This window comes from Micromonospora humida, from assembly GCF_016901255.1.
GTDB classification, from domain to species: Bacteria; Actinomycetota; Actinomycetes; order Mycobacteriales; family Micromonosporaceae; genus Micromonospora; species Micromonospora wenchangensis.
The window spans coordinates 1-21577 of the sequence record NZ_JAFEUC010000016.1; the positions used below are offsets into that span (position 1 = coordinate 1).

Annotated in this window: 22 protein-coding genes and 1 pseudogene; 6 read left to right on the top strand and 17 right to left on the bottom strand. The window is 74.2% G+C overall.

Annotated features, from left to right (window positions below; translation table 11 throughout):
* Positions 1-116, top strand: a pseudogene (locus tag JQX11_RS33720) (IS30 family transposase); the annotation flags it as partial.
* Between the two features lie 149 nt (positions 117-265).
* Here JQX11_RS33720 and JQX11_RS26805 read toward each other — a convergent pair.
* The 3 genes from JQX11_RS26805 to JQX11_RS26815 form a co-directional block, all read right to left on the bottom strand.
* A complete protein-coding gene (locus tag JQX11_RS26805) occupies positions 266-1039 on the bottom strand; it encodes a DUF2470 domain-containing protein (RefSeq protein WP_204927729.1) in 774 nt (257 codons plus the stop codon).
* A gap of 101 nt (positions 1040-1140) precedes the next feature.
* On the bottom strand, positions 1141-2931 hold the full coding sequence (locus tag JQX11_RS26810) for an ABC transporter ATP-binding protein (protein WP_204927881.1): 1791 nt from the start codon (positions 2929-2931) through the stop codon (positions 1141-1143).
* Positions 2932-3043: 112 nt separating this feature from the next.
* Complete coding sequence (locus JQX11_RS26815; RefSeq protein ID WP_204927730.1) at positions 3044-4915, bottom strand: ABC transporter ATP-binding protein; 1872 nt, start codon at positions 4913-4915, stop codon at positions 3044-3046.
* A 158-nt stretch (positions 4916-5073) separates the two neighbouring features.
* Between JQX11_RS26815 and JQX11_RS26820 the strand changes: the two genes are divergently transcribed.
* The 3 genes from JQX11_RS26820 to JQX11_RS26830 all read left to right on the top strand — a co-directional run bounded on the left by JQX11_RS26820 (position 5074) and on the right by JQX11_RS26830 (position 8915).
* Complete coding sequence (locus JQX11_RS26820) at positions 5074-5703, top strand: TIGR03085 family metal-binding protein (RefSeq protein ID WP_204927731.1); 630 nt, start codon at positions 5074-5076, stop codon at positions 5701-5703.
* A 210-nt stretch (positions 5704-5913) separates the two neighbouring features.
* A complete protein-coding gene (locus JQX11_RS26825) occupies positions 5914-6999 on the top strand; it encodes a terpene synthase family protein (RefSeq protein WP_204927732.1) in 1086 nt (361 codons plus the stop codon).
* Between the two features lie 89 nt (positions 7000-7088).
* Positions 7089-8915, top strand: coding sequence for an AMP-dependent synthetase/ligase (locus JQX11_RS26830; RefSeq protein ID WP_204927733.1), 1827 nt, complete (start codon positions 7089-7091; stop codon positions 8913-8915).
* Positions 8916-8973: 58 nt separating this feature from the next.
* On the opposite strand, the gene JQX11_RS26835 is transcribed toward JQX11_RS26830, so the two are convergent.
* Together JQX11_RS26835 and yczR are read right to left on the bottom strand one after the other, a co-directional pair.
* Entirely contained in the window at positions 8974-10278 is a 1305-nt protein-coding gene (locus JQX11_RS26835; RefSeq protein ID WP_307826369.1) for a low temperature requirement protein A, read from the bottom strand.
* 133 nt (positions 10279-10411) lie between these two features.
* Positions 10412-11872 (bottom strand): MocR-like transcription factor YczR, encoded by a 1461-nt coding sequence (gene yczR / locus JQX11_RS26840; protein WP_088643138.1) that lies wholly within the window; start codon positions 11870-11872, stop codon positions 10412-10414.
* A gap of 58 nt (positions 11873-11930) precedes the next feature.
* Between yczR and yczE the strand changes: the two genes are divergently transcribed.
* Positions 11931-12641 (top strand): membrane protein YczE, encoded by a 711-nt coding sequence (gene yczE / locus JQX11_RS26845; RefSeq protein WP_204927734.1) that lies wholly within the window; start codon positions 11931-11933, stop codon positions 12639-12641.
* 57 nt (positions 12642-12698) lie between these two features.
* Positions 12699-13157 (top strand): hypothetical protein, encoded by a 459-nt coding sequence (locus JQX11_RS26850; RefSeq protein WP_145920959.1) that lies wholly within the window; start codon positions 12699-12701, stop codon positions 13155-13157.
* 68 nt (positions 13158-13225) lie between these two features.
* Here JQX11_RS26850 and hisF read toward each other — a convergent pair whose 3' ends face one another.
* The 12 genes from hisF to hisD all read right to left on the bottom strand — a co-directional run bounded on the left by hisF (position 13226) and on the right by hisD (position 21567).
* The gene (gene hisF / locus JQX11_RS26855; RefSeq protein WP_204927735.1) at positions 13226-13993 is read right to left on the bottom strand and encodes an imidazole glycerol phosphate synthase subunit HisF; all 768 of its coding nucleotides are present in this window, start codon (positions 13991-13993) and stop codon (positions 13226-13228) included.
* Between the two features lie 201 nt (positions 13994-14194).
* Positions 14195-15193, bottom strand: coding sequence for an NADP-dependent oxidoreductase (locus JQX11_RS26860; RefSeq protein ID WP_204927736.1), 999 nt, complete (start codon positions 15191-15193; stop codon positions 14195-14197).
* Positions 15194-15239: 46 nt separating this feature from the next.
* Positions 15240-15671 carry an organic hydroperoxide resistance protein gene (locus tag JQX11_RS26865; RefSeq protein ID WP_232378684.1) on the bottom strand — a complete coding sequence of 144 codons (432 nt, stop codon included), beginning with the start codon at positions 15669-15671 and terminating at the stop codon, positions 15240-15242.
* A gap of 5 nt (positions 15672-15676) precedes the next feature.
* Entirely contained in the window at positions 15677-16123 is a 447-nt protein-coding gene (locus JQX11_RS26870; RefSeq protein WP_204927738.1) for a MarR family winged helix-turn-helix transcriptional regulator, read from the bottom strand.
* A gap of 91 nt (positions 16124-16214) precedes the next feature.
* Complete coding sequence (locus tag JQX11_RS33190) at positions 16215-16628, bottom strand: RidA family protein (RefSeq protein ID WP_204927739.1); 414 nt, start codon at positions 16626-16628, stop codon at positions 16215-16217.
* Positions 16625-17353, bottom strand: coding sequence for a bifunctional 1-(5-phosphoribosyl)-5-((5-phosphoribosylamino)methylideneamino)imidazole-4-carboxamide isomerase/phosphoribosylanthranilate isomerase PriA (gene priA / locus JQX11_RS26880; RefSeq protein ID WP_204927740.1), 729 nt, complete (start codon positions 17351-17353; stop codon positions 16625-16627). Before priA ends, JQX11_RS33190 begins: the two co-directional genes overlap by 4 nt.
* A gap of 16 nt (positions 17354-17369) precedes the next feature.
* The gene (locus JQX11_RS26885) at positions 17370-17693 is read right to left on the bottom strand and encodes a hypothetical protein (RefSeq protein WP_204927741.1); all 324 of its coding nucleotides are present in this window, start codon (positions 17691-17693) and stop codon (positions 17370-17372) included.
* Between the two features lie 30 nt (positions 17694-17723).
* Positions 17724-18365, bottom strand: a complete 642-nt coding sequence (gene hisH, locus JQX11_RS26890; RefSeq protein ID WP_204927742.1) for an imidazole glycerol phosphate synthase subunit HisH — start codon at positions 18363-18365, stop codon at positions 17724-17726.
* On the bottom strand, positions 18365-18535 hold the full coding sequence (locus tag JQX11_RS26895; protein WP_168222542.1) for a CG2302 family histidine operon protein: 171 nt from the start codon (positions 18533-18535) through the stop codon (positions 18365-18367). Before JQX11_RS26895 ends, hisH begins: the two co-directional genes overlap by 1 nt.
* A 31-nt stretch (positions 18536-18566) precedes the next feature.
* Complete coding sequence (gene hisB, locus JQX11_RS26900; RefSeq protein ID WP_088643058.1) at positions 18567-19178, bottom strand: imidazoleglycerol-phosphate dehydratase HisB; 612 nt, start codon at positions 19176-19178, stop codon at positions 18567-18569.
* Positions 19175-20248: a histidinol-phosphate transaminase gene (locus JQX11_RS26905; RefSeq protein ID WP_204927743.1), complete on the bottom strand. Its 1074-nt coding sequence runs from the start codon at positions 20246-20248 to the stop codon at positions 19175-19177. Before JQX11_RS26905 ends, hisB begins: the two co-directional genes overlap by 4 nt.
* On the bottom strand, positions 20245-21567 hold the full coding sequence (gene hisD / locus JQX11_RS26910) for a histidinol dehydrogenase (RefSeq protein WP_204927744.1): 1323 nt from the start codon (positions 21565-21567) through the stop codon (positions 20245-20247). Before hisD ends, JQX11_RS26905 begins: the two co-directional genes overlap by 4 nt.
* Positions 21568-21577: the final 10 nt, after the last annotated feature.

The window sequence follows — 21577 nt, forward strand, 5'->3', positions numbered from 1 at the left end:
CCCAAAACGACCTCGACACCGTCGCGATCCAACTCAACGGCCGCCCCCGACAGACCCTCGGATGGGACACTCCCGCCGAAGCCCTTGATCGACTACTACTTGCACCGACCCCATGAAACCGCCTCGGCTGCCCTGACGCAAACCTCTTGATCACCGGGGCGAGGCGGGGCCGGGGCAGGGCGGGGACGCGCGGGGCCGGGGCGGGGACGCGCGGGGCCGGGCGCGCGACAGCCCGTGGCTGGAGGGGCCACGGGCTGTGGCTGGGCTAGTCGCGGTCGGTTCGGGTGTTGGCGGGGTGACGGGGGGTGCGGGGGTGCGCGGTGGAACGGGTGCAGAGCAGCGGGTGCAGCACCCGGGACAGCTCCGACAGGTCGGTCACCGGCTGCGGGAACGGCAGGCGGGCACGACGCCTGTCGCCGGGGCCGCCGAGCGCCACGACCAGTCCGTACCGGTCGAGTCGGACCACCCGGGGCTCGCCGCCGGTCAGGCCGAGCCGGCGGCACAGGTACGCCGTCACCTGCGGCCCGTGGTGGTCGGCGAGATCGGCCAGCAGGGCGGCCTCGTCGGCGTGCAGCGGGTCCGGTTCGGCGGCGGCGTAGTCGCCCGGATCGACCCGGTGCACCGCACCGGCGGTCTCCAGCCGGGCCTCGGCCACCTCGAAGCGGTGCAGCCGGAACCGGCTCCCGACGTCGAGCAGGTCGCCGGTCGGGTCCACGGCGGCGAACTCGACGGCCGCCCGACGGGCCGGGTCGCCGGTCAGCGGCGCCGCCCAGCCGGACACCCAGGCCCGGCCGGTCGACGGCGCACCGGCGGCCGGGGGCAGGTCGAGCACGTCGAGCACCAGGGCCACGTCCCGCGCGGCGGCCGGGTCCAGCTCGGCGGCGAGGTCGCTGAAGACCGGGACGAGCAGCAGCACCCGCCCCTCCGCGTCGGTGGCGTGCCGGACGTGGAACGGACCGGGGCGGTGGGCGAGGTGCACCAGGCCGGGTAACCGACCGGCCACCAGGGTACGGATCAGCTCAGCAGGGGTCGGAGCCACGGGCACCTCCGAAAAAGGTTAGCCTTACCTAACCCGCAGAGTAGAGCACCGGGGCGACCACGTCCACCGGACGCCATTCCCACCGGTGGGCAGCACGTGGATCAGCGGGTCTGCTCCAACCAGGACGCGTAGAGCAGGGCGTACACCGAGTCCGGATCACGCAGCAGTTCCTCGTGCGGACCCCGCTGGACGATCCGACCCCGGTCCACCACCACCACCTCGTCGGCGGCCTGCGCGGTGGACAACCGGTGCGCGATGGCCAGCGTCGTACGCCCCCGGGTCACCGCGTCCAGGGTGCGTTGCAGACGTACCTCGGTGGCCGGATCGACCGCGCTTGTCGCCTCGTCCAGCACCAGCAGGTCCGGATCGGCCACGTACGCGCGGGCCAGCGCCACCAGCTGCCGCTCCCCCACGCTCAACGCCTCCCCCCGCTCCCCCACCGGGGTGGCCAGTCCGGCCGGCAGGCCGTCCAGCCAGTCGGCCAGGCCCAGCTCGGTGAAGGCGGCCGTCAACTCCGCGTCGGTCAGCTCGGGACGGGCGAAGCGGACGTTCTCCCCGACCGTGGCGTCGAACAGGAACCCGTCCTGCGGCACCATCACCACCCGGGACCGCAGCGAGTCGAACCGCACGTCGTGAAGCGGCACCCCGGACAGCAGCACCCGCCCCTGCGTCGGGTCCATCAGCCGGGTGAGCAGCTTGGCGAAGGTGGTCTTGCCACTGCCGGTCTCACCGACCACCGCCACCCGGCTCTTCGCGGCGATGTCCAGGGTGACGCCGTGCAGCACCGGCGGCCCACCCGGATAGGCGAACGTCACGTCGGCGAAGCGGATGTCCAACGGGCCGGCCGGCAGGTCCCGGCCCTGCTCCCCCGGATCGGCCACGTCCGGCGCGATGTCCAGCACGTCGAGCACCCGCCGCCAGCCGGCGATGGCGTTCTGCGCCTCGTTGAGCACCTCGGTGGCGATCTGCACCGGCTGGATGAACAGGGTGACCAGGAACAGGAACGCGGTGAGCTGGCCGACCGACAGCGTCCGGTCCACCCCCAGCGACACCCCGACCACCACCACCCCGGCCAGCGCCACCCCGGCCGCCAACTCCCCCACCGAGCTGCCCATGATGCTGATCCGGATGGCCCGCTGCTGGGCCAACCGCTGCCCCTCGATCGCCGCGTCCAACCGCCGGGCCGTGCGCCCCGAGACGCCGTACGCCCGGATCACCGGCGCCCCCACCACGCTCTCGGCGACCGTGCCGAGCAGCGTGCCCGTCCGCTGGCGGACCACCCCGTAGGCCCCGGCCAACCGGCGCTGCAACAACCGGATGATCAGCACCGCCGGCGCGAAGGCGACCAGCACCACGAGCGTCAACTGCCAGGAGTACGCCAGCATCACCGCCGTGGTGACCGCGAGCTGACCCAGGTTGACGATGAGGATGACCCCGCCCCACTGGAGGAACTGGGTGATCTGGTCGACGTCGCTGGTCACCCGCGAGACCAGCGACCCGCGCCGCTCCGACTGCTGGTGCAGCATCGACAGGTCGTGCACGTGCCGGAACGCCCTGGTCCGGACGTTGGCCAGCGCGGTCTCGCTGACGGTGAACAGCCGCCGCATCATCAGGTAACCGCAGACGGTGGTGAGCACCAGCACCGCCGCCGTCGCGGTGACCACCGTGACGATCACCCCGAGATTCGGCCCGCCGGGAACGGCGATCCCCTGGTCGATGCCGCGCTGCACCGCCACCGGCACGGCCACCCGGCCGACCATGTAGACAAGCGCCAGCGCCAACGTGCCGGCCAGTCCGGTACGCAGCTCCGGCGAGAGCGCCAACCCCCGCCGCAACGTCTGCCAGGTCCCCTCGGTCCGCTCGACCGGCTCGTCCCCGCCACCCTCGCCCACCGCCGTCGACCTTCCGCTCGCGACCACCCGACCCCGCACCGCACTCCTCACGCTCACCGGATTACCTCTCCGCTCGCGACTGCGGGGCTCCGCTGCGCTGCACTCCTCTCGCTCACCGGTCCACCTCGATCTCCAGGCCCGTCGGCAGCGGGGCGACCTCGTCGTACGTCCGGTTCTCCGCGCGTTCCTGTTCGGCCTGCTCGTAGGCGGTGACCAGGTCGACGTAGCCGGGCACGGTGGCCAGCAGCTCGGCGTGGGTGCCCCGGGCCAGCACCCGGCCGTGCTCCAGGTAGATCACCTCGTCGGCGAGCGCGATGGTGGCCCGCCGGTACGCCACCACCAGGATCGACGCGGCGGCCGGCTGTCCGGGCGCCGGGGCGCGCAGCCCGGCCAGGATGGCGGCCTCGACCCGGGGGTCGACCGCGCTGGTGGCGTCGTCGAGCACCAGCAGCCGGGGCCGGCCGGCCAGGGCGCGGGCCAGGGTGAGCCGCTGCCGCTGGCCGCCGGAGAGCGAGGTGCCCCGCTCACCGACCATGGTGTCCAGCCCGTCGGGGAGGGCGGCGACGAAACCGTCCGCCTCGGCCAGCCGCAGCGCCGCCCAGACGTCCTCGTCGTCGATGCCCGGCCGGTCCAGGCTGATGTTGGCCCGGACGGTGTCGTCGAAGACGAACGGCACCTGGGCGACCAGGGCGGCGGTCGAGGCGAGCGACGCGGCGGTGAGCCGGCGCACGTCCACCCCGTCGAGGGTGACCGTGCCGGCGTCCGGGTCGACCAGCCGGACCGCCAGCGAGGCGATGGTGGACTTGCCGGCGCCGGTCGGCCCGACCAGCGCCACCGTCCGCCCGGCGGGCACGGTGAAGGCGACCTCGCCGAGCACAGACGTGCCGGGCAGGTGCGCCTCGGCGGGCTCGTAGCCGAAGTGGACGCCGTCGAAGGCGAGGGTCGCCGGGCCGGCGTCGTCGAGGGTGACCTCGCCGTAGGGCATCTCGCCGGTGGCGTCGAGCACCCGGCTGACCCGGTCCCACCCGGCCACGCTGCGCGGCAGCTCGGCGAGCACCCAGCCGATCGCCCGCACCGGGAACGCGAGCACGGTGAACAGGAAGGCGACGCTGACGAGTTCGGTGACGGTGATCGCGCCCTGCCGCAGCCGGACCGTGCCGACCACCAGCACAGCCAGGGTGCCGAGGCTGGGCAGCGTCTCCAGCAGCGGGTCGAAGACGCCGCGCAACCGGCCGACCGCGATCAGCGAGTCCCGCAGCTCCCGGGCCCGGCCGGCGAAGCGGGCGGTCTCCTGGGCCTCCCGGCCCATGGTCTTGACCACCAGCGCGCCGTCGAAGCTCTCGTGGGCGATGCCGCTGACCTCGGCCCGCAGCCGCTGGGCGCGGGCCTGGCGGGGGGCCATCCGGCGGGAGTAGACCACGTTGAGCGCGAACAGGGCGGGGAACACGGCCAGCCCGACCAGGGCGAGCGCCCAGTCGGTGACGAACAGCGAGCCGACCGCGCCGACCAGCATCACCAGCGTGCCGACCGCGAACGGCAGCGGCGCGATCGGGTACCAGGCCGCCTCGACGTCGGAGTTGGCGTTGGACAGCAACGTGCCGGTGGCGTTGCGGTGGTGCCAGGCCAGCGGCAGGTCAAGGTAGCGGCGGGTGACCCGGCGACGGTAGGCGGCCTGGAGGCGGAACTGCATGTAGCCGGCCCCGAGCCGCCGGCCGAAGATGCCGACCACCCGCAGCACGCTGATCCCGAACAGTGCCACGGCGGCCAGGGCCACCGTGCCGGTGCCGACCTCGCCGGCCTCGACCGCCGGCACCACCACGTCGCCGACGACCGCGCCGACCACGTACGCGCTGGCGATCACCAACCCGCCGAAGAGCACGCTGCCGGCCACCGCCACCGCGAAGATGCGCGGTTGTTCCCGGATCGCCCGGCCGAGGACCCACAACCCTCGGCGGATCACGTCCCGACTCGTCCCGCTCGCCACGCTCTCCCCCGCCGTAAGCCGCAATTATCTCCCTTATCCTTACCGGTCCCGGCCACCGCCGCCGCCCGGCGACGTATGTCCACCGTCACGTCCCGCCCGCGCCCGTCGCGGCGGGTCTCCGCCGCGCCGACGGCGGCCCGCCGACCTACGATCGCTGCATGCCGCGGTACGCCCGAGCGGAGCGCGAGGCGCTCGCCGACCTGATGCTGGAAGTGGGCCCGGATGCCCCCACCCTCAACGAGGGGTGGACCGCCCGGGACCTCGCCGCCCACCTGGTGGTGCGGGAGCGCCGCCCCGACGCCGCCGGCGGCATCCTGCTGCCGCCCCTGCACGGGTACGCCGAGCGGGTGCGGCTGCGGGTCGCCGCCCGCCCCTGGCCGGAACTGGTCGACCAGGTGCGCCGGCCCCCGGTGTGGAGCCCGGTCAGCAATCCGCTGACCGACGAGCTGGCCAACACGATGGAGTTCTTCATCCACCACGAGGACGTCCGGCGGGCCCGCCCGGGTTGGCACCCCCGGGACGTCCCGGCGGGGCTGGCCGCCCGGCTGTGGAAGCCGGTGTCCCTGCTGACCCGGACCCGGGCCCGACGCTTCCCGGCGCACCTGCTGGTGCAGGCCCCCGGCCACGGCGAGCTGACCGCCGGCCGGGGCGGTGACCGGGTACGGCTGGTCGGGCCCCCCGGTGAGCTGGTGCTGTTCCTGTCCGGTCGGCAGCGGGTGGCCCGGGTCCAGCTCGACGGTCCACCGGCGCTGACCGAGCGGCTGCGGACGGCCGCGCTGGGGTTGTGAGCCCCGCATCGCCTCCGTCGGGCCGTCCGGCGGGGCCACTGCGGCGGACACCCTGTGCGGCCGGTTGATCACTTGGCGCAGTGAGAAGCGTCGCTGTTCGCGACAGGGGTGGAATCGGTCACCCCGACCGCCTCGACAACGACTGGTGTCGATCTCTCTGCCGTACTCTCCGGCGACGTCGCTCGTGCGGGGCGGCCGACTGGGGACGCCATGCGAAGCTTCGACGTCTCGGCCCTGTACGAGCCACCGTTCGTCAGCCGCCGGCACGTCGCCACCGACCGGGTGGCAGCGGAGAGCCTGGAGTGGGCCCGGGGCCAGGGCCTGGTCGCGGCCGGACCGTCGACCTCCCGGCTGCACCGGGCCGGCGCGGCCGAACTGGCCGGACGGGCCTGCCCGCAGGCCCCGGTCACCCAGCTACGACTGCTCACCGACCTGTTCTCCTGGCTGTTCGTGATGGACGACGTCTGCGACGACGACGGCCTGGGCAGCGCACCGGCCACCCTCGCGCCGACGGTCGCCGCACTGCTGGACGTGCTCGACCGGCACGGCGAGCCGACCGACGCCGGCACGTGGGCCGGCCGGGGCGGACCGGCCGGGGCGTCGACCGGCCAGGGCGGATCGGTCGGCGACAATGTCCCCCCGGGCGACCGGGACACGCTGGCCGGGGCGCTCGGCGTCGCGCTGGCCGACCTGTGCCGGCGGGTGGTCGACCAGCGCCGGCCCACCCTGCTGCTGCGCCTGGTGAGCCAACTGCGGGAGTACCTGCTGGCACTGCTGTGGGAGGCCACCAACCGGGAGCGCCGCCGGGTCCCCGGGCTGGCCGAGTACCGCCAGATGCGCCGGCACACCGGTGGCGTACGCCCCAGTCTCACCCTCACCGACCTGGCGTACGGCCACCCGCCCGCCCCGGCCCGGCGGGTCGATCCGGCGCTGCTCGCCCTGGACGACCTCACCGTCGACCTGGTCTGCTGGTGCAACGACCTGTTCTCCTACCGCAAGGAACGGGACGCGGCGGCCGACCCGCACAACCTGGTGACCGTCCTGGCCGAGCAGCACGGGCGGGACGAGGCGGCGGCCTTCCAACTGGCCGCCGGCTGGTTCAACGACGGGCTGGCCGGCTACCTGGTGCGGGAGGCGGCCCTGGTCGCGCACGCCGGGCCGGCGGTGACGCCCTTTCTGGCGGCCCGCCGCGCCTGGCTACGCGCCACCTACGACTGGTCGATGCGGGCGGACCGGTACGCCGGGCCGTCCGGCGCGCCCGGCGGGACTCAGCCGCCTCACAGGTTCGAGGGCTAGCCGATGCCCGGGTGCAGGCAATACCCTTCGGTAACCGCAGAGCGACGTGACCCCCGTCACGTCACCCACCCCCGAAGGCGGCAACCTCGATGGCTCTCGATGTCCCTTACCGTTCCATCCCCGATATGTTCCGCAAGCGGGTGGCCGCCACCCCCGACCAGCGCGCCTTCGCCCACCCGGCGGCGGACGACTCGGGGCCGGTCTGGTTGACCTGGGCGCAGGTCGGCCAGCGGGCCGACGCGGTCGCCGCCGGCCTGCACGGGCTCGGGGTCGGGCTGGAGGACCCGGTGGCGATCCTGGCCAACACCCGGCTGGACTGGATCATCGCCGACTTCGGCATCATGTGCGCGGGCGGCGCGACCACCACCGTCTACCCCACCACCGAGCCGCAGGACGCGACGTACATCATCGCCGACTCCGGCTCGCGGGTGCTGTTCGCCGAGAACCCGGCCCAGGCGGCCAAGGTGTCCGGCGCGCAGCTGCCCGCGCTGACCCACGTGGTGCTCTTCGACGGCACCCCCGACCCGACCGCCGCCGTGCCCCAGCTCACCCTGGCCGAGCTGGAGGAGCAGGGCGCGCGGGCGCTCGCCGCGGACCCGGGCCTGGTGGACCGGCTGATCGCCCCGGTCGGCCCCGAGCACCTGGCCACGCTGATCTACACCTCGGGCACCACCGGCCGGCCGAAGGGGGTCGAGCTGCTGCACGGTGGCTGGTGCTGGGAGGGGGTGGTGCAGGCGGAGACGGGCCTGCTGCGCGACGACGACGTGCAGTACCTGTGGTTGCCGCTGTCGCACTCGTTCGGCAAGACGCTGCTCTGCGGCTCGACGCACGTCGGCCTGCCCACCTACGTCGACGGCCGGGTGGACAAGCTCGTCGAGCTGCTCGGGGTGATCCGGCCGACGCTGATGTGCGGGGCACCCCGGGTCTACGAGAAGGTCTACAACAAGGCGGTCACCACCGCGCAGGACGCCGGGGGCGCCAAGGCGAAGATCTTCGCCTGGGGGGTCGAGGTCGGCAAGCGAAAGGTCGCCCTGGAGCAGGCCGGCCGGCCGGTGCCGGGCATGCTGAAGGCCAAGTACGCGGTGGCCGAGAAGCTGGTGTTCAGCAAGCTCCAGGCCCGCCTCGGCGGCCGGATCCGGGTGCTCGTCTCGGGCGCGGCCCCACTGAGCGCCGAGATCGCCACCTTCTTCGCCGCGGCCAACCTGCCGATCTCCGAGGGGTACGGCCTGACCGAGACCAGCGCCGGCAACTTCGTCAACCCGCCCGACGGGCTGCGGATCGGCACGGTCGGCCGGGCGATGGGCGACCTGGAGTGCCGGATCGACACCGACGGGGAGATCCTCGTACGCGGCCGGCCGGTCATGCGCGGCTACCACAACCTGCCCGAGGAGACGGCCGCCGCGTTCACCGAGGACGGCTTCTTCCGTACCGGGGACATCGGCAGCCTCGACGACGACGGCTACCTGCGCATCACCGACCGCAAGAAGGACCTGGTCAAGACCTCCGGCGGCAAGTACGTCGCGCCGTCGCACATCGAGGGGATGTTCAAGGCCATCTGCCCGTACACCTCGCAGGCGATCGTCATCGGCCAGGCCCGCAACTACTGCACCATGCTGGTCAGCCTGGACCCGGACGCGATCCGGGGCTGGGCGGCGGGTGGCCCGTTGGAGGGGCGTGACTACGCCGAGATCGTCGCCTCGCCCGAGGCCCGCGCGATGGTCGAGGAGCACGTCGCCCAGCTCAACACCAGGCTCAACCGCTGGGAGACGATCAAGAAGGTGACCGTCCTGCCCCGCGACCTGACCATCGAGGACGGCGAGATGACCCCCTCGCTGAAGATCAAGCGGCGCGGTGTGGAGAGCAACTTCGCCGCCGAGATCGACCGGATGTACGAGGGCAGCCTGGCCGAGATCTGAGCCCCGCCGACCGGCCGGCGTCCGTGTCCCCCCGTCCCGGGACACGGCCGCCGGCCGGTCACAGGTGCTCGTGACGCCACCGGCTCTGTGCCTCCTCGACGGCCTCCTCCTGCGCCAGGGCCAGCCGGCGCACCCGTCGCCGGCGGCGGCCCTGGCTGCGGGTCTGCACCGCGGCCAGCACCACACAGACCAGCGCCAGCAGGGCCAACGCGCCCACCTCGGGCACCCGGGCCCCGGCCGGGGCGAGCGCCGCCAGGGCCAGCACCGCCAGCACCGGCGGCCAGCGCAGCACCCGGGTCGCCCGCAGCTCGCAGGCCACGAGGCTGAGCAGGTAGAGGCCCACCCCGCCCCAGAGCACCAGCACCCAGAAGCCGCCCAGCGGCACCCCCCAGGTCGGGGTGTCCGGGTCGGCCACCTCGGCCAGCAGGTCCTTGAGGCCGAGGGCGAAGAAGATCACCCCGGCGATGATCGGCAGGTGCAGGTAGGTGTAGACGTCGCGGGCCAACCGGGCCCTGCCCACCGGATCGCGGCTGGCGTGCAGCGCCTGCTCCAGGGCGAGCGCCAGGGTGTCGAAGTAGGCCCACCACAGCACCGACGCGACGGCGATGCCGAACACCGCGGCGATCACCACCGGCCAGGTCAGCGGCAGGCCGGTGACGAACTTCGGGCCGACGCCGAGCGCGATGATCGACTCGCCGAGCGCGATCAGCACCATCAGGGCGTGCCGTTCGGCCCAGTGCCCGGCGGAGAGCACCGCCCAGTAGGTCCCGCCGAGGCGGATCCCGGCCACGTACTCCACCAGCAGGGCCAGCGTCCAGAGGGTGAGTTGCAGGACGGTCGCGGTGCCGTCGGCGGCGACCCGGTGGGGCAGCAGCGCGGAGGCGACCAGCAGCGCCGTGGCGGCCACCGGCAGCAGCGCGAGCCGGGTCCACTGCCGCCACCGGGCCGGGTCGCCCCGGGCCAGCACCCCGAAGACCCCCAGTTGGCAGGCCCGGACGAGGAAGTAGCAGCCGGCGAAGACCAGTGGGCCGTTCAGCCCGCCCGGCTCGTCGACGAACGCCCCCGGCATGCTCAGCGCCAGCAGGAAGGTGGCGGTGACGGTGAGGAAGCCGAGCAGCGGCAGCGGTCCCTGGTCGGCGCGGACCGCGTTGCCCAGGCCCGCGAAACCGGTCCAGCACCACCACAGCAGGCCCAGCACCAGCAGGCAGCGCAGCAGGTTGGCCCCGGTGGGCTCCTGTGAGGTCAGCGCGGTGACGGTGAAGAACGCGAAGACGAAGACCAGGTCGTAGAAGAGTTCCAGCCGGGTGGTCCGGGAGCCGGGCGCACCGGGCCGGATCCCGTGCCACCGTCCCGGGCCACCCACACCGGCAGTCTCCCAGCCGGGGCCGCCCGGTCAGGCCGGTTCGCCCCGACCGGCGACCCGGCCGACCGACGGTGACGGGCGACCCGCCCGGTGCGGTCGGGGCCCGGGGCGGCGGAACGTCGCGGGCGGCCGGTCAGGCGATGACGGCCGGTTCCCGCCAGCGCGGCCGACCCGCGCCCCGGTCGAGGTCGTAGCGGATCGCGGCCAGCCGACCGACCGCCTCCACCAGGTCGGCGACGGGCAGCGTGAACGGCAGCCGCAGGAACCGTTCCAGGGTGCCGTCCAGGCCGAACCGGGGACCGGGCGCCAGCCGTACGCCGACCTCCTCGGCCGCGCGGGCCAGCGCGCTGGAGATCGGGCCGTCCAGCTCGACCCAGAGCGTGACGCCGCCCCGGGGGACGTCGAAGCGCCAGTCCGGCAGCCGTTCGGCCAGCACGGCGAGCAGCGCGTCGCGCTGGGTGACCAGTTGCGCCCGGCGGGCCGCGACGATGGCCGGGGCCTGGGCGAGCAGGTGCACCGCCACCAGTTGGTCGAGCACCGGACTGGCCATGTCCACCCCGACCCGGGCGGCGGCGAGCCGCTGCACCTGCGGGGCCGAGGCGCGGACCCAGCCGATCCGCAGGCCACCCCAGTAGGGCTTGCTCATCCCGCCGATGGAGATCACCCGGGAGTGCCTGTCGAACACGGCCATCGGCGGGGGCAGCGGCGTGCCGTCCAGCGGCAGGTCCACGAAGGACTCGTCGACGACCAGGTCGGTGCCGGCGGCGTGGGCGGTGGCGACCAGCCGCTCCCGCAGCTCGGCGGCCATCAGGTGCCCGGTCGGGTTGTGGAACTCGGGGATCAGGTAGGCCAGTTTCGGCCGGGTCTGGCGGACGCTGCCCAGCAGCAGGTCGGCGTCCCACCCGATCCCGTCGACGGCGAGGCCGTGGGTGGTGATCCGGGCCCGCCGGGCGGCCAGCGCGGCGAGCGCGTTCGGGTAGGTGGGCGACTCGACCAGGACGTTCCCGCCGGGCACCAGGGCCAGCCGCAGCACCAGGTCCAACGCGTGCTGGGTGCCGCTGGTCACCATGATCTGCTCGGCGCTGGTGGGCAGCCCCCGCTCGGTGTACGCCCGGGCGACCGCCTCCCGCAGCTCGATGATGCCGGTCGGGTGGTAGCCCGCGCCGGACAGGTACCGGGGCAGGTCCTCCACCGCGGCCCGGGCGGCCGGGACCAGTTCGGGTGGGGCGGCCAACGCGGCCACCCCGAGGTCGATCATGTCGCGGTCGTCCAGCGGGGTCCACAGGCCGGTGCTGGCGACCCGGTGGGTGCCGGGCAGCATGGTCCAGCTCCCCGCACCGCGCCGGCTGGCCAGGTGGCCGGTCTCCCGTAGCTGCCGGTACGCGGCGGTGACCGTGGTACGGCTGATCCGCAGCGCCTCGGCCAGCTCCCGTTCGGCCGGCAGGCGTACCCCCAGAGGGAGCCGACCGTCGGCGAGCAGGCCCCGGACGGCGGCGGCGAGCGCGGCGTAGTCGGGGCTGCGGCGGCGACCGGGCAGGGCATGCCACTGCCCGAGCAGCCGCGCCAATTGGACCCCTCGCACCTGGCTGGTCACGGCCACCCCTTCGGAATTGGCTCTTCAGTGGGCGATATTGGACCCTAGGGTGGCATGCATGGCTCCGATTGGCAATCTCCGGCACCGGCCCGGCCGCCGGCTCACCCAGCTCTACGCCGGGCTGGTCCTCTACGGGGTCAGCATGGCCATGATGATCCGTTCCGGGCTCGGGCTGGACCCGTGGGACGTCTTCCACCAGGGGTTGTCCCGGCAGACCGGCCTGTCGTTCGGCACCGTGACCATCGCGGTCGGCGCGGTGGTGCTGCTGCTCTGGATCCCGCTGCGGCAACGACCCGGGCTCGGCACGGTGAGCAACGTGCTGGTGATCGGATTGGTGGTGGACGCCACGGTGGCCCTGCTGCCGGCCGGATGGCCGCTGCCCGCCCGGATCGCCCTGCTGATCGGCGGCATCGTCGCCAACGGCGCCGCCACCGGCCTCTACCTCGGTGCCCGGCTCGGCCCCGGCCCCCGCGACGGCCTGATGACCGGGTACGTCGCCCGCCGGCCGGGCCGCTCGGTCCGGCTCGTCCGCACCGTGATCGAGGTCACCGTGCTGGCCCTGGGCTGGTTGCTCGGCGGCACGGTCGGCGTGGGCACCGTCGCGTACGCGCTCGGCATCGGCCCGCTCGCCCAGTTCTTCATCCCCCGCCTCGCGCTTCCCGACCCGCCGGCGGCGGCCCCCACCGCCCCGCGATCCGGTGCCCCGGCACCGGTTCCCACCCCGCCGTGCGGCGCTGCGTCCGCACGTGGGCACGCTGAGCTGCGCTGACAGGACAGGGGGAAAGTAGGTGTTTCCTCAACGGACACCTACGGGCATCATTCGTGCATGGGGGAGAACGCGTGGCGCTGGACGGACGCCTGGATCTTCGTGTCACTGGTGATCGCCAGCGGGGCCGGACGGCACCGGCGGGCGGCGGATTCCCGCCGCCCGGAAGGGGTACGGCTCACCGACGTGCTGTCCACCGCCGACCATCTCAACCAGGCGATACCCGAACGACAGGACGTGGAGACAGCGGTCCGGCGGCTGGTCGGCGCGGGGCTGGTCACCGTCTCCGACGGCTGGTTCCGGATCACCCCGGACGGTGAGCAGCTCTGGCGTACCCGACCCCGGGCCGGGGTGGGGGGCACGGTCGACAGCATGCAGGGGGTGCTCGTCCGGCGGCACGCCCCGGGCAGCGCCGACTGGCAACTGGCCGAGGAGGAGCACGCCGCCGCCGTCCAGGAGTACGTGGTCCGCTCGATCCCGGCCCCCCGCCGCTCGCCCGAGGGGCAGAGCGGGCGCTGAGCCGGCCGCGCCGCCGCTGAGCCGCCCACCCGGGTCGGCACGGGCGGGGTGGCCCGCGCGGGCTCGGGTCAGCGGACGGGGTGACCCGCGTCGCGCAGGGCGTCCTTGACCTCGCCGACGGTCAGCTCGCCGAAGTGGAAGACGCTGGCGGCCAGCACCGCGTCGGCGCCCGCGCCGATCGCGGGCGGGAAGTGCGCCACCCGGCCGGCGCCGCCGCTGGCGATCACCGGCACGTCGACCACCGCCCGGACCGCCTCGATCAGGGTCAGATCGAAGCCGGCCTTGGTGCCGTCGGCGTCCATCGAGTTGAGCAGGATCTCCCCCGCGCCCAGCTCGGCCACGCGCGCCGCCCACTCGACCGCGTCGAGCCCGGTGCCCCGGCGGCCACCGTGGGTGGTGACCTCGAAACCGCTGGGGGTGGTGCCGGCGGGCGCCCGTCGGACGTCCAGCGAGAGCACCAGCACCTGCCGGCCGAACCGGTCGGCGATCTCGGCGATCAGCTCGGGGCGGGCGATGGCGGCGGTGTTCACCCCCACCTTGTCGGCCCCGGCGCGCAGCAGGGTGTCCACGTCGGCGACCTGGCGTACCCCACCGCCGACGGTGAGCGGGATGAACACCGACTCGGCGGTGCGGCGTACCACGTCGAGCATGGTGCCCCGGTCGCTGGAGGAGGCGGTGACGTCCAGGAAGGTCAACTCGTCCGCGCCGGCCCGGTCGTACGCGGCCGCCAGCTCCACCGGGTCACCGGCGTCGCGCAGGTCGAGGAAGTTGACCCCCTTGACCACCCGACCGGCGTCCACGTCCAGACACGGGATCACCCGCACCGCCACCGTCATGCCCCGAGCCTATCCAACGCCCCCGCACCCACCCCGCCCCACCGCCGCCGACCTACCACCCCACCCTGCCCCGCCCGCGCGCCAACCCCGCCACCCCGCCGGTGATCAAGAGGTTTGCGTCAGTTCGATCTCGAAGCGTGACGCGAACCTCTTGATCACCACGGCCAGGGGGCGGGGCGGGGGCGCGGGTGGGGCGGGGGGTTAGAGGCGGACGAGCATTTTGCCGAGGTTTTCGCCGCGCAGCAGGCCGAGGAACGCGTCGGGGGCGTTCTCGATGCCGTCGACGATCGTCTCGTCGTAGGAGAGCTTCCCCTCGCGCAGCCAGCCGGCGACCTCGGTGACGAACTGCTCGCGCAGGCCGCCGTGGTCGCCGACCAGGAAGCCGCGCAGGGTGAGCCGCTTGCCGATGACCAGCGCCAGGTTGCGCGGCGCGGCCGGCGGCTCGGCCGAGTTGTACTGCGCGATCATCCCGCAGATGGCGGCCCGGCCGTGCAGGTTCATCGCGCCGATCGCCGCCTCCAGGTGCTCGCCGCCCACGTTGTCGAAGTAGACGTCGATCCCGTCCGGGGCGGCGGCCTTCAGCGCGTCGCGGACCGGACCGTCGTGGTAGTCGAAGGCGGCGTCGAAGCCGAGTTCCGTCAACCGGGCCACCTTGGCCGGCGAGCCGGCGCTGCCGACCACCCGGCCGGCCCCCTTGAGCTTGGCGATCTGGCCGACCATGCTGCCCACCGCGCCGGCCGCGCCGGAGACGAACACCGTCTCCCCCGGCCGCATCGCCGCCACGTCGAGCAACCCGGCGTACGCGGTCAGCCCGGTCATCCCGAGCACGCTCAGGTAGGCGGTGACCGGGGCGAGGTCGGGGTCGACCCGGCGGGCGGAGCCGGCGTCGAGCAGCGCGTACTCCCGCCAGCCGAGCCCGTGCAGCACGGTGTCGCCGACGCTGATCCCGTCGCCGCCGCCGGCCACCACCTCGCCGACCGCGCCACCGTCGAGCGGTGCGTCGAGGGCGAACGGCGGCACGTAGGACTTCACGTCGTTCATCCGTCCCCGCATGTACGGGTCGACCGAGATGAACTGGTTGCGGACCACGATCTGCCCCGGCCCCGGGGTGGGCACCCCGGTTTCGACGAGGCGGAAGTTGTCGGCGGTCGGCCAGCCCTGTGGGCGGGAGGCCAGGTGGATCTCACGGTTGCTGGTCATACGGTGTCGTCCTCTCGTACCCGATGGTGGTGGCCCGGTGCGGTGGTCAGGCCGCAGCGACCTCGCGCACGGTGAGGGTCACCTCGATGTTGCCCCGGGTGGCGTTGGAGTAGGGGCAGACCTGGTGGGCCGCCTCGACGAGCTGCTGGGCGGCCGCGCGCTCGACGGCCGGCAGGTCCACCACCAGGGTGACGGCCAGACCGAAGCCGCCGCTGCCGTTCGCGCCGATACCGACCTCGGCCTCGACGACCGAGCCGGTGACGTCGGCCTTGGCCCGGCGGGCGACCACGCGCAGCGCGGAGTGGAAGCAGGCCGCGTAGCCGGCGGCGAAGAGCTGCTCGGGGTTGGCCGCGCCACCGGCGCCGCCCATCTCCTTCGGCACGGCCAGGTCCAGGTCGAGGGTGGAGTCGGAGGTGCGGACGTGGCCGTCGCGCCCGTCGCCGGTGGCCGTCGCGGAGGCGGTGTAGAGCACCTGCATGGGGATCACTGCTCCTTCTGTCGGTGGATCGTCTCGGTGACCCGGGTGAGGGTGTCGCGCAACGCGACCAGCTCGGTCTCGTCGAGGCCGGTGGAACAGGCCACCCGCAGCGGCACGTCGGTCATCCGCTGGCGCAGGGCCGCGCCCTCGGCGGTCAGCCCCACCTCCACCCGCCGCTCGTCGAGCGCGGAGCGGGTGCGGACCACCAGGCCCGCCGCCGCCAGCCGCTTGAGCAGCGGGGAGAGGGTGCCGGAGTCGAGCCGGAGCGCGGCGCCCAGCTCGGAGACCGTGGGCGGGTCGTCACCGCGCTCCCAGAGCACCAGCAGCACCAGGTACTGCGGGTAGGTGAGCCCGAACTCGTCGAGGATGGGCCGGTACACGTCGGTGAGCGCCCGGGAGGCCGCATAGAGCGCGAAGCAGACCTGATCGCGCAACACCAGATGGTCACTCACCCGGCAAAGGTAGCCCGCAATTCAGTTGTGCACTACTTATCTGGGCCGGGAGTGACACCCGTCTCCCGACCCGACCGACCGGCCGGGCCGGTCAGGACGGCGGGAGGTGCGCCTCCAACTCGATCTCGACCAGATGGTCCGGATCGAGCAGGCCGGCCACCACCATCGTGGCGGCCGGCCGGACCGCGCCGAAGACCGCCTGGTGCGCCCGGCCCACCTCATCGACGAAGAGCCGGTCGGTCACGTACATCCGCGTCCGCACCACGTCGGTCGGGCCCGCGCCCACCTCGGCCAGCGCGGACAGGCCGATGCGCAACGCCTGGGCGGTCTGCGCCGCCGCGTCACCGACGTGCGTCACCACCCCGTCGACGGTCGACGTGCAGCCCGACGTCCAGGCCGAACGGCCGGCCCGGACCACCCGGGAGTAGCCGTACCGGGCCTCCCACGGGCCGCCCGAGCCGAGCCGGGTGACGGTCCCGTCGTCCGGGTCCGCCGCGTCGGTCACCCCGCGGCCCGCAGCGTCGCCAACGCCTCGGCCACCGTGAACGCGCCCGCGTACAGCGCCTTGCCGGCGATCACGCCCTCCACGCCGGCCTCCTCCAGGGTCGCCAGGGCCCGCAGGTCCTCCAGGGTCGACACGCCACCCGAGGCGATCACCGGGGCGTCGGTACGGGCACAGACCTCGCGCAGCAGGTCCAGGTTCGGCCCGCGCATCGTGCCGTCCTTGGTGATGTCGGTCACCACGTACCGGGACGCACCGGCGGCGTCCAGCCGGGCCAGCACCTCCCACAGGTCACCGCCGTCGCGGGTCCAGCCCCGCGCCGAGAGGGTACGACCCCGCACGTCCAGACCGATCGCCACCCGGTCGCCGTACTCGGCGCAGATCCGGTCGCACCACTGCGGGTCCTCCAACGCGGCGGTGCCGATGTTCACCCGCGCCGCGCCGGTGCCCAGCGCGGCGCGCAGCGACGCGTCGTCGCGGATGCCCCCGGAGAGTTCCACCCGCACGTCCAGCTTGCCGACCACCTCGGCCAGCAGGGCGGCGTTGGAACCCCGGCCGAAGGCGGCGTCCAGGTCGACCAGGTGGATCCACTCCGCGCCGTCGTTCTGCCAGGCCAACGCCGCGTCGAGCGGGTCGCCGTAGGCGGTCTCGCTGCCGGCGGCGCCCTGCACCAGCCGGACGGCCTGGCCGTCGGCGACGTCCACGGCGGGCAACAGGGTCAGGGTCACGTTTCCTACTCCTCGTTCAGATCCGACGGTCCAGGGCGATCACCACGATCGCCGGCAGGACCAGAAGCAACAGCACGACCAGCACCACCCGCAGCGCGAGATCGTCGACGAACACCCAGATCAGCGCCAGCGCCGCCGCGGTCAACCCGATGATGGCGGCCCGCTCACCCCGGGTGCGGCGGGCCAGCCGGCCCGTCCGGCCCCGCCGCCACTGCGGGGTGACCCGGCGGACCAGGGCGCGGCGACGCTGCCGACGGGCCAGCTTGCGCTGACGTACGACGCGGTCGCGGGCCGCCTCCGCCTCCCGGACGGCCCGCCGACGGGCCCGCTCCTTGCTCACCGCGCACCCGGTCCGGTGCGGCCGCGCGTCTCAGTCAACCGTGGCCAGCCAGTTGCGCAGCAGCAGGGCACCGGTCTCGGCCGACTTCTCCGGGTGGAACTGGGCCGCCGACAGCGGACCCCACTCCACCGCCGCGACGAAGTCCGTGCCGTGGTGGGCGGTGGTCACCCGGGCACCCGCCTCGCGCAACGACGCCTGGTCGAGCACCCCGTAGGAGTGCACGAAGTAGAACCGGCTGTCGGCGGGCAGCCCGGCGAAGAGCACCGACCCGTCCGGTGGGGTCACCGTGTTCCAGCCCATGTGCGGCAGCCGGTCGGCGGGCAGCCGGGTCACCCCGCCCGGCAGCAGCCCCAGCCCCTTGGTCACCACACCGTGCTCGTCGCCGTGGGCGAAGAGCACCTGCATGCCGACGCAGATGCCGAGCACCGGGCGGCCGGCGGCGACCCGTTCGGCGATCACCGGGCCGGCACCCGACGCCTCGATCCCGGCCATGCAGGCCGCGTACGCGCCGACACCCGGCACCACCAGGCCGTCGGCATCGGCGGCGGCGGACAGGTCGGCGGTGACCGTCACCTCCGCCCCGGCGTGGGCCAGGGCCCGCTCGGCCGAACGCAGGTTGCCCGAGCCGTAGTCGAGCACCACGATCCGCTTGCCGGTGCCGTGCGCGCCCATCAGCCCTCCCCGGGTAGCAGCCAGAGCACCCCGCCGACGGTGGCCAGCACGGCGAGCAGCCCGGTGACCACGATCGCACCGCGCGGCGCGTCCTGCCGGTACAACGACCAGGCCCCACCGACCAGGATGCCGGCGAGGATCAGCAGCAGGGTCGGCAGCACCGGGCCCATCAGCGCCGCCCTCCGACCCCGAGCGGGCCGCTCACAGCGCGCCCTTGGTGCTGGGCACCACACCTGCGGTGCGCGGGTCGAGCGCGGTGGCCTCCCGCAGCGCCCGGGAGACCGCCTTGAACTGGGCCTCCACCACGTGGTGGGCGTCCGGGTGGCCGCCCGGCCGGGCCGCGCGCAGCACGTCCACGTGCAGGGTGACCCGGGCCGCCTGGCCGAAGGACTCCCAGATGTGCCGGGTCATGCTGGTCGGGTAGACCGGCCCGATGTACGGCGACAGCGCCGGCTCGTCGTGCACCACGTACGGACGGCCGGACAGGTCGACGGCGGCCCGGACGAGCACCTCGTCCATCGGGACGGTGGCCGAGCCGTACCGCCGGATGCCGGCCTTGTCCCCCAGCGCCTGGTCGAACGCGGCGCCCAGGGCCAGCGCGGTGTCCTCCATCGTGTGGTGGGCGTCGATCTCCAGGTCACCGACGGTGCGCACGGTCAGGTCGAAACCGCCGTGCCGGGCGATCTGGTGGAGCATGTGGTCGTAGAAGCCGACCCCGGTGCTGATCTCGGCCCGGCCGGTGCCGTCGAGGTCGATCTCGACGAGGACCTTGGTCTCCTTGGTGATCCGTTCCACCCGGGCGGTGCGGCTCATGACAGTTTCTCCATCGCGGTGAGGAAGGCGTCGGTCTCGGCGGGGGTGCCGGCGGTGACCCGCAGCCAGCCGGGCAGGCCCACGTCGCGCACCAGCACCCCGGCGTCGAGCAGGGTCCGCCAGGCCGCCGACTGGTCGTCGCCGACGGCGAACAGCACGAAGTTGGCGTCGCTGTCGGCCACCCGGTGCCCCCGGGCCCGCAGGGTGGTCACGATCCGGTCCCGCTGCTCCTTGATCGCGTCGACGGTGCCCAGCAGGACGTCGCGGTGGGCCAGCGCCGCGCGGGCGGCGGCCTGGGTGAGCGACGAGAGGTGGTACGGCAGCCGGACGAGCTGCACCGCCGCCACCACCGCCGGGTCGGCGACCAGGTAACCCAGCCGGCCACCGGCGAACCCGAACGCCTTGCTCATCGTCCGGGTCACCACCAGCCGCGGGTGCCCGGTGAGCAGGGTCAGGGCGCTGACCGTGCCGGGCCGGGCGAACTCGGCGTACGCCTCGTCGAGGACCACCATGCCGGGAGCGACGTCGAGGACGGCGGCGACCACCGCCGGGTCGAGCGCGGTGCCGGTCGGGTTGTTCGGCGAGCAGAGGAAGACCACGTCGGGGCGGTGCGCCCGGACCTCGGCGACCGCCTCGTCGGCGGTCAGCCCGAAGTCCACCCCCCGCTGCGCCGGCACCCACCGGGTGCCGGTGCCCAGGGACAGCAACGGGTGCATCGAGTACGCCGGCACGAAGCCCAACGCGCTGCGCCCCGGCCCGCCGAACGCCTGGAGCAGCTGCTGCTGGATCTCGTTGGAGCCGTTGGCCGCCCAGACCTGGTCGGCGGTGATCCCGTGCCCGAGGTAGCCGGCCAGGTCGGCGCGCAGCGCCACCGCCTCGCGGTCCGGGTAGCGGTTGAGGTCGCGCAGCTCGGCGGCGAGCGCCTTGCCGATCGCCTCCACCACCGGCTCGGGCACGGCGTAGGAGTTCTCGTTGGTGTTCAACCGGACCGCCACGTCGAGCTGCGGTGCCCCGTACGGCGACCGGCCCCGCAGGTCGTCGCGGATCGGCAGGTCGTCCAGGGTGGTCACGACGCCTCCCCGGCGAACCGCACGGCGACCGCCTGCCCGTGCGCCGGCAGGTCCTCCACGGTGGCCAGGGTCACCACGTGCGGCGCGACGTCGCGCAGCGCCTCGCGGGTGTACTCCACCAGGTGCACCCCGCGCAGGAAGGACTGCACGGACAGCCCCGACGAGTGCCGGGCGCAGCCCCCGGTGGGCAGCACGTGGTTGGAGCCGGCGCAGTAGTCGCCGAGCGACACCGGCGCCCACGGCCCGATGAAGATCGCCCCGGCGTTGCGCACCCGCAGCGCCCAGTCGCGGGCGTCCCGGGTCTGGATCTCCAGGTGCTCGGCGGCGTACGCGTCGACCACCCGCAGCCCGTCGGCCAGGTCGTCGACCAGCACGACGCCGCTCTGCTCCCCGCCGAGCGCGGTGCCGACCCGCTCGGCGTGCTTGGTCGCCGGCACCTGCCGGGCCAGCTCCCGGTCGACCGCGTCGGCCAGCTCGACCGACGGGGTGACCAGCACGCTGGCCGCCAACGGGTCGTGCTCGGCCTGGCTGATCAGGTCGGCGGCGACGTGCGCCGGGTCGGCGGTGTCGTCGGCCAGCACGGCGATCTCGGTCGGTCCGGCCTCGGCGTCGATGCCGACCACGCCGCGCAGCAGCCGCTTGGCGGCGGTCACCCAGATGTTGCCCGGCCCGGTGATCATGTCGACCGGCGCGCAGCGCCGGGTGCCCTCGGCGTCGACGGTCGACCCGTACGCCAGCATGGCGACCGCCTGGGCGCCGCCGACGGCGTACACCTCGTCGACGCCGAGCAGCGCGCAGGCGGCGAGGACCCGGGCGTCCGGCAGGCCGCCGTTGTCCTGCTGCGGCGGGCTGGCCACCACCAGCGAGCGGACCCCGGCCGCCTGGGCCGGCACCACGTTCATCACCACGGTCGACGGGTACATCGCCAGCCCGCCGGGGACGTAGAGGCCGACCCGGTCGACCGGCACCCAGCGCTCGGTGACCGTGCCGCCCGGCACGACCTGGGTGGTGTGGTCGGTGCGCCGCTGGTCGTCGTGCACCCGACGGGCGCGGGCGATCGACTCCAGCAGCGCGGCCCGCACGTCGGGGTCGAGCACCCCCTCGGCCGCGGTGATCGCCTCGGTCGGGACCCGCAGCACCGGCGGGCAGACGCCGTCGAACCGTTCGCTGGCCTCCCGGATCGCCGGGTACCCATGGTCCCGGACCGCCTCGACGAGCGGGCGGATCCGCTCGACCGCCACGGAGACGTCGAGCTGGGCACGGGGCAGCAGGCGACGCGGGTCGGAAACCCCGCCGCGCAGGTCGATCCGTTTCAACACGCCCCCGAGT

Coding starts and splice junctions, on each gene's coding strand:
- JQX11_RS26850 (WP_145920959.1), top strand. CDS start 12,699: ATGGGGGAGAACGCGTGGCGCTGGACGGACGCCTGGATCTTCGTGTCA.
- JQX11_RS26830 (WP_204927733.1), top strand. CDS start 7,089: ATGGCTCTCGATGTCCCTTACCGTTCCATCCCCGATATGTTCCGCAAG.
- JQX11_RS26865 (WP_232378684.1), bottom strand. CDS start 15,671: ATGCAGGTGCTCTACACCGCCTCCGCGACGGCCACCGGCGACGGGCGC.
- JQX11_RS26860 (WP_204927736.1), bottom strand. CDS start 15,193: ATGACCAGCAACCGTGAGATCCACCTGGCCTCCCGCCCACAGGGCTGG.
- hisB (WP_088643058.1), bottom strand. CDS start 19,178: ATGAGCCGCACCGCCCGGGTGGAACGGATCACCAAGGAGACCAAGGTC.
- JQX11_RS26895 (WP_168222542.1), bottom strand. CDS start 18,535: ATGGGCCCGGTGCTGCCGACCCTGCTGCTGATCCTCGCCGGCATCCTG.
- yczE (WP_204927734.1), top strand. CDS start 11,931: ATGGCTCCGATTGGCAATCTCCGGCACCGGCCCGGCCGCCGGCTCACC.
- JQX11_RS26820 (WP_204927731.1), top strand. CDS start 5,074: ATGCCGCGGTACGCCCGAGCGGAGCGCGAGGCGCTCGCCGACCTGATG.
- hisF (WP_204927735.1), bottom strand. CDS start 13,993: ATGACGGTGGCGGTGCGGGTGATCCCGTGTCTGGACGTGGACGCCGGT.
- hisH (WP_204927742.1), bottom strand. CDS start 18,365: ATGGGCGCGCACGGCACCGGCAAGCGGATCGTGGTGCTCGACTACGGC.
- JQX11_RS26825 (WP_204927732.1), top strand. CDS start 5,914: ATGCGAAGCTTCGACGTCTCGGCCCTGTACGAGCCACCGTTCGTCAGC.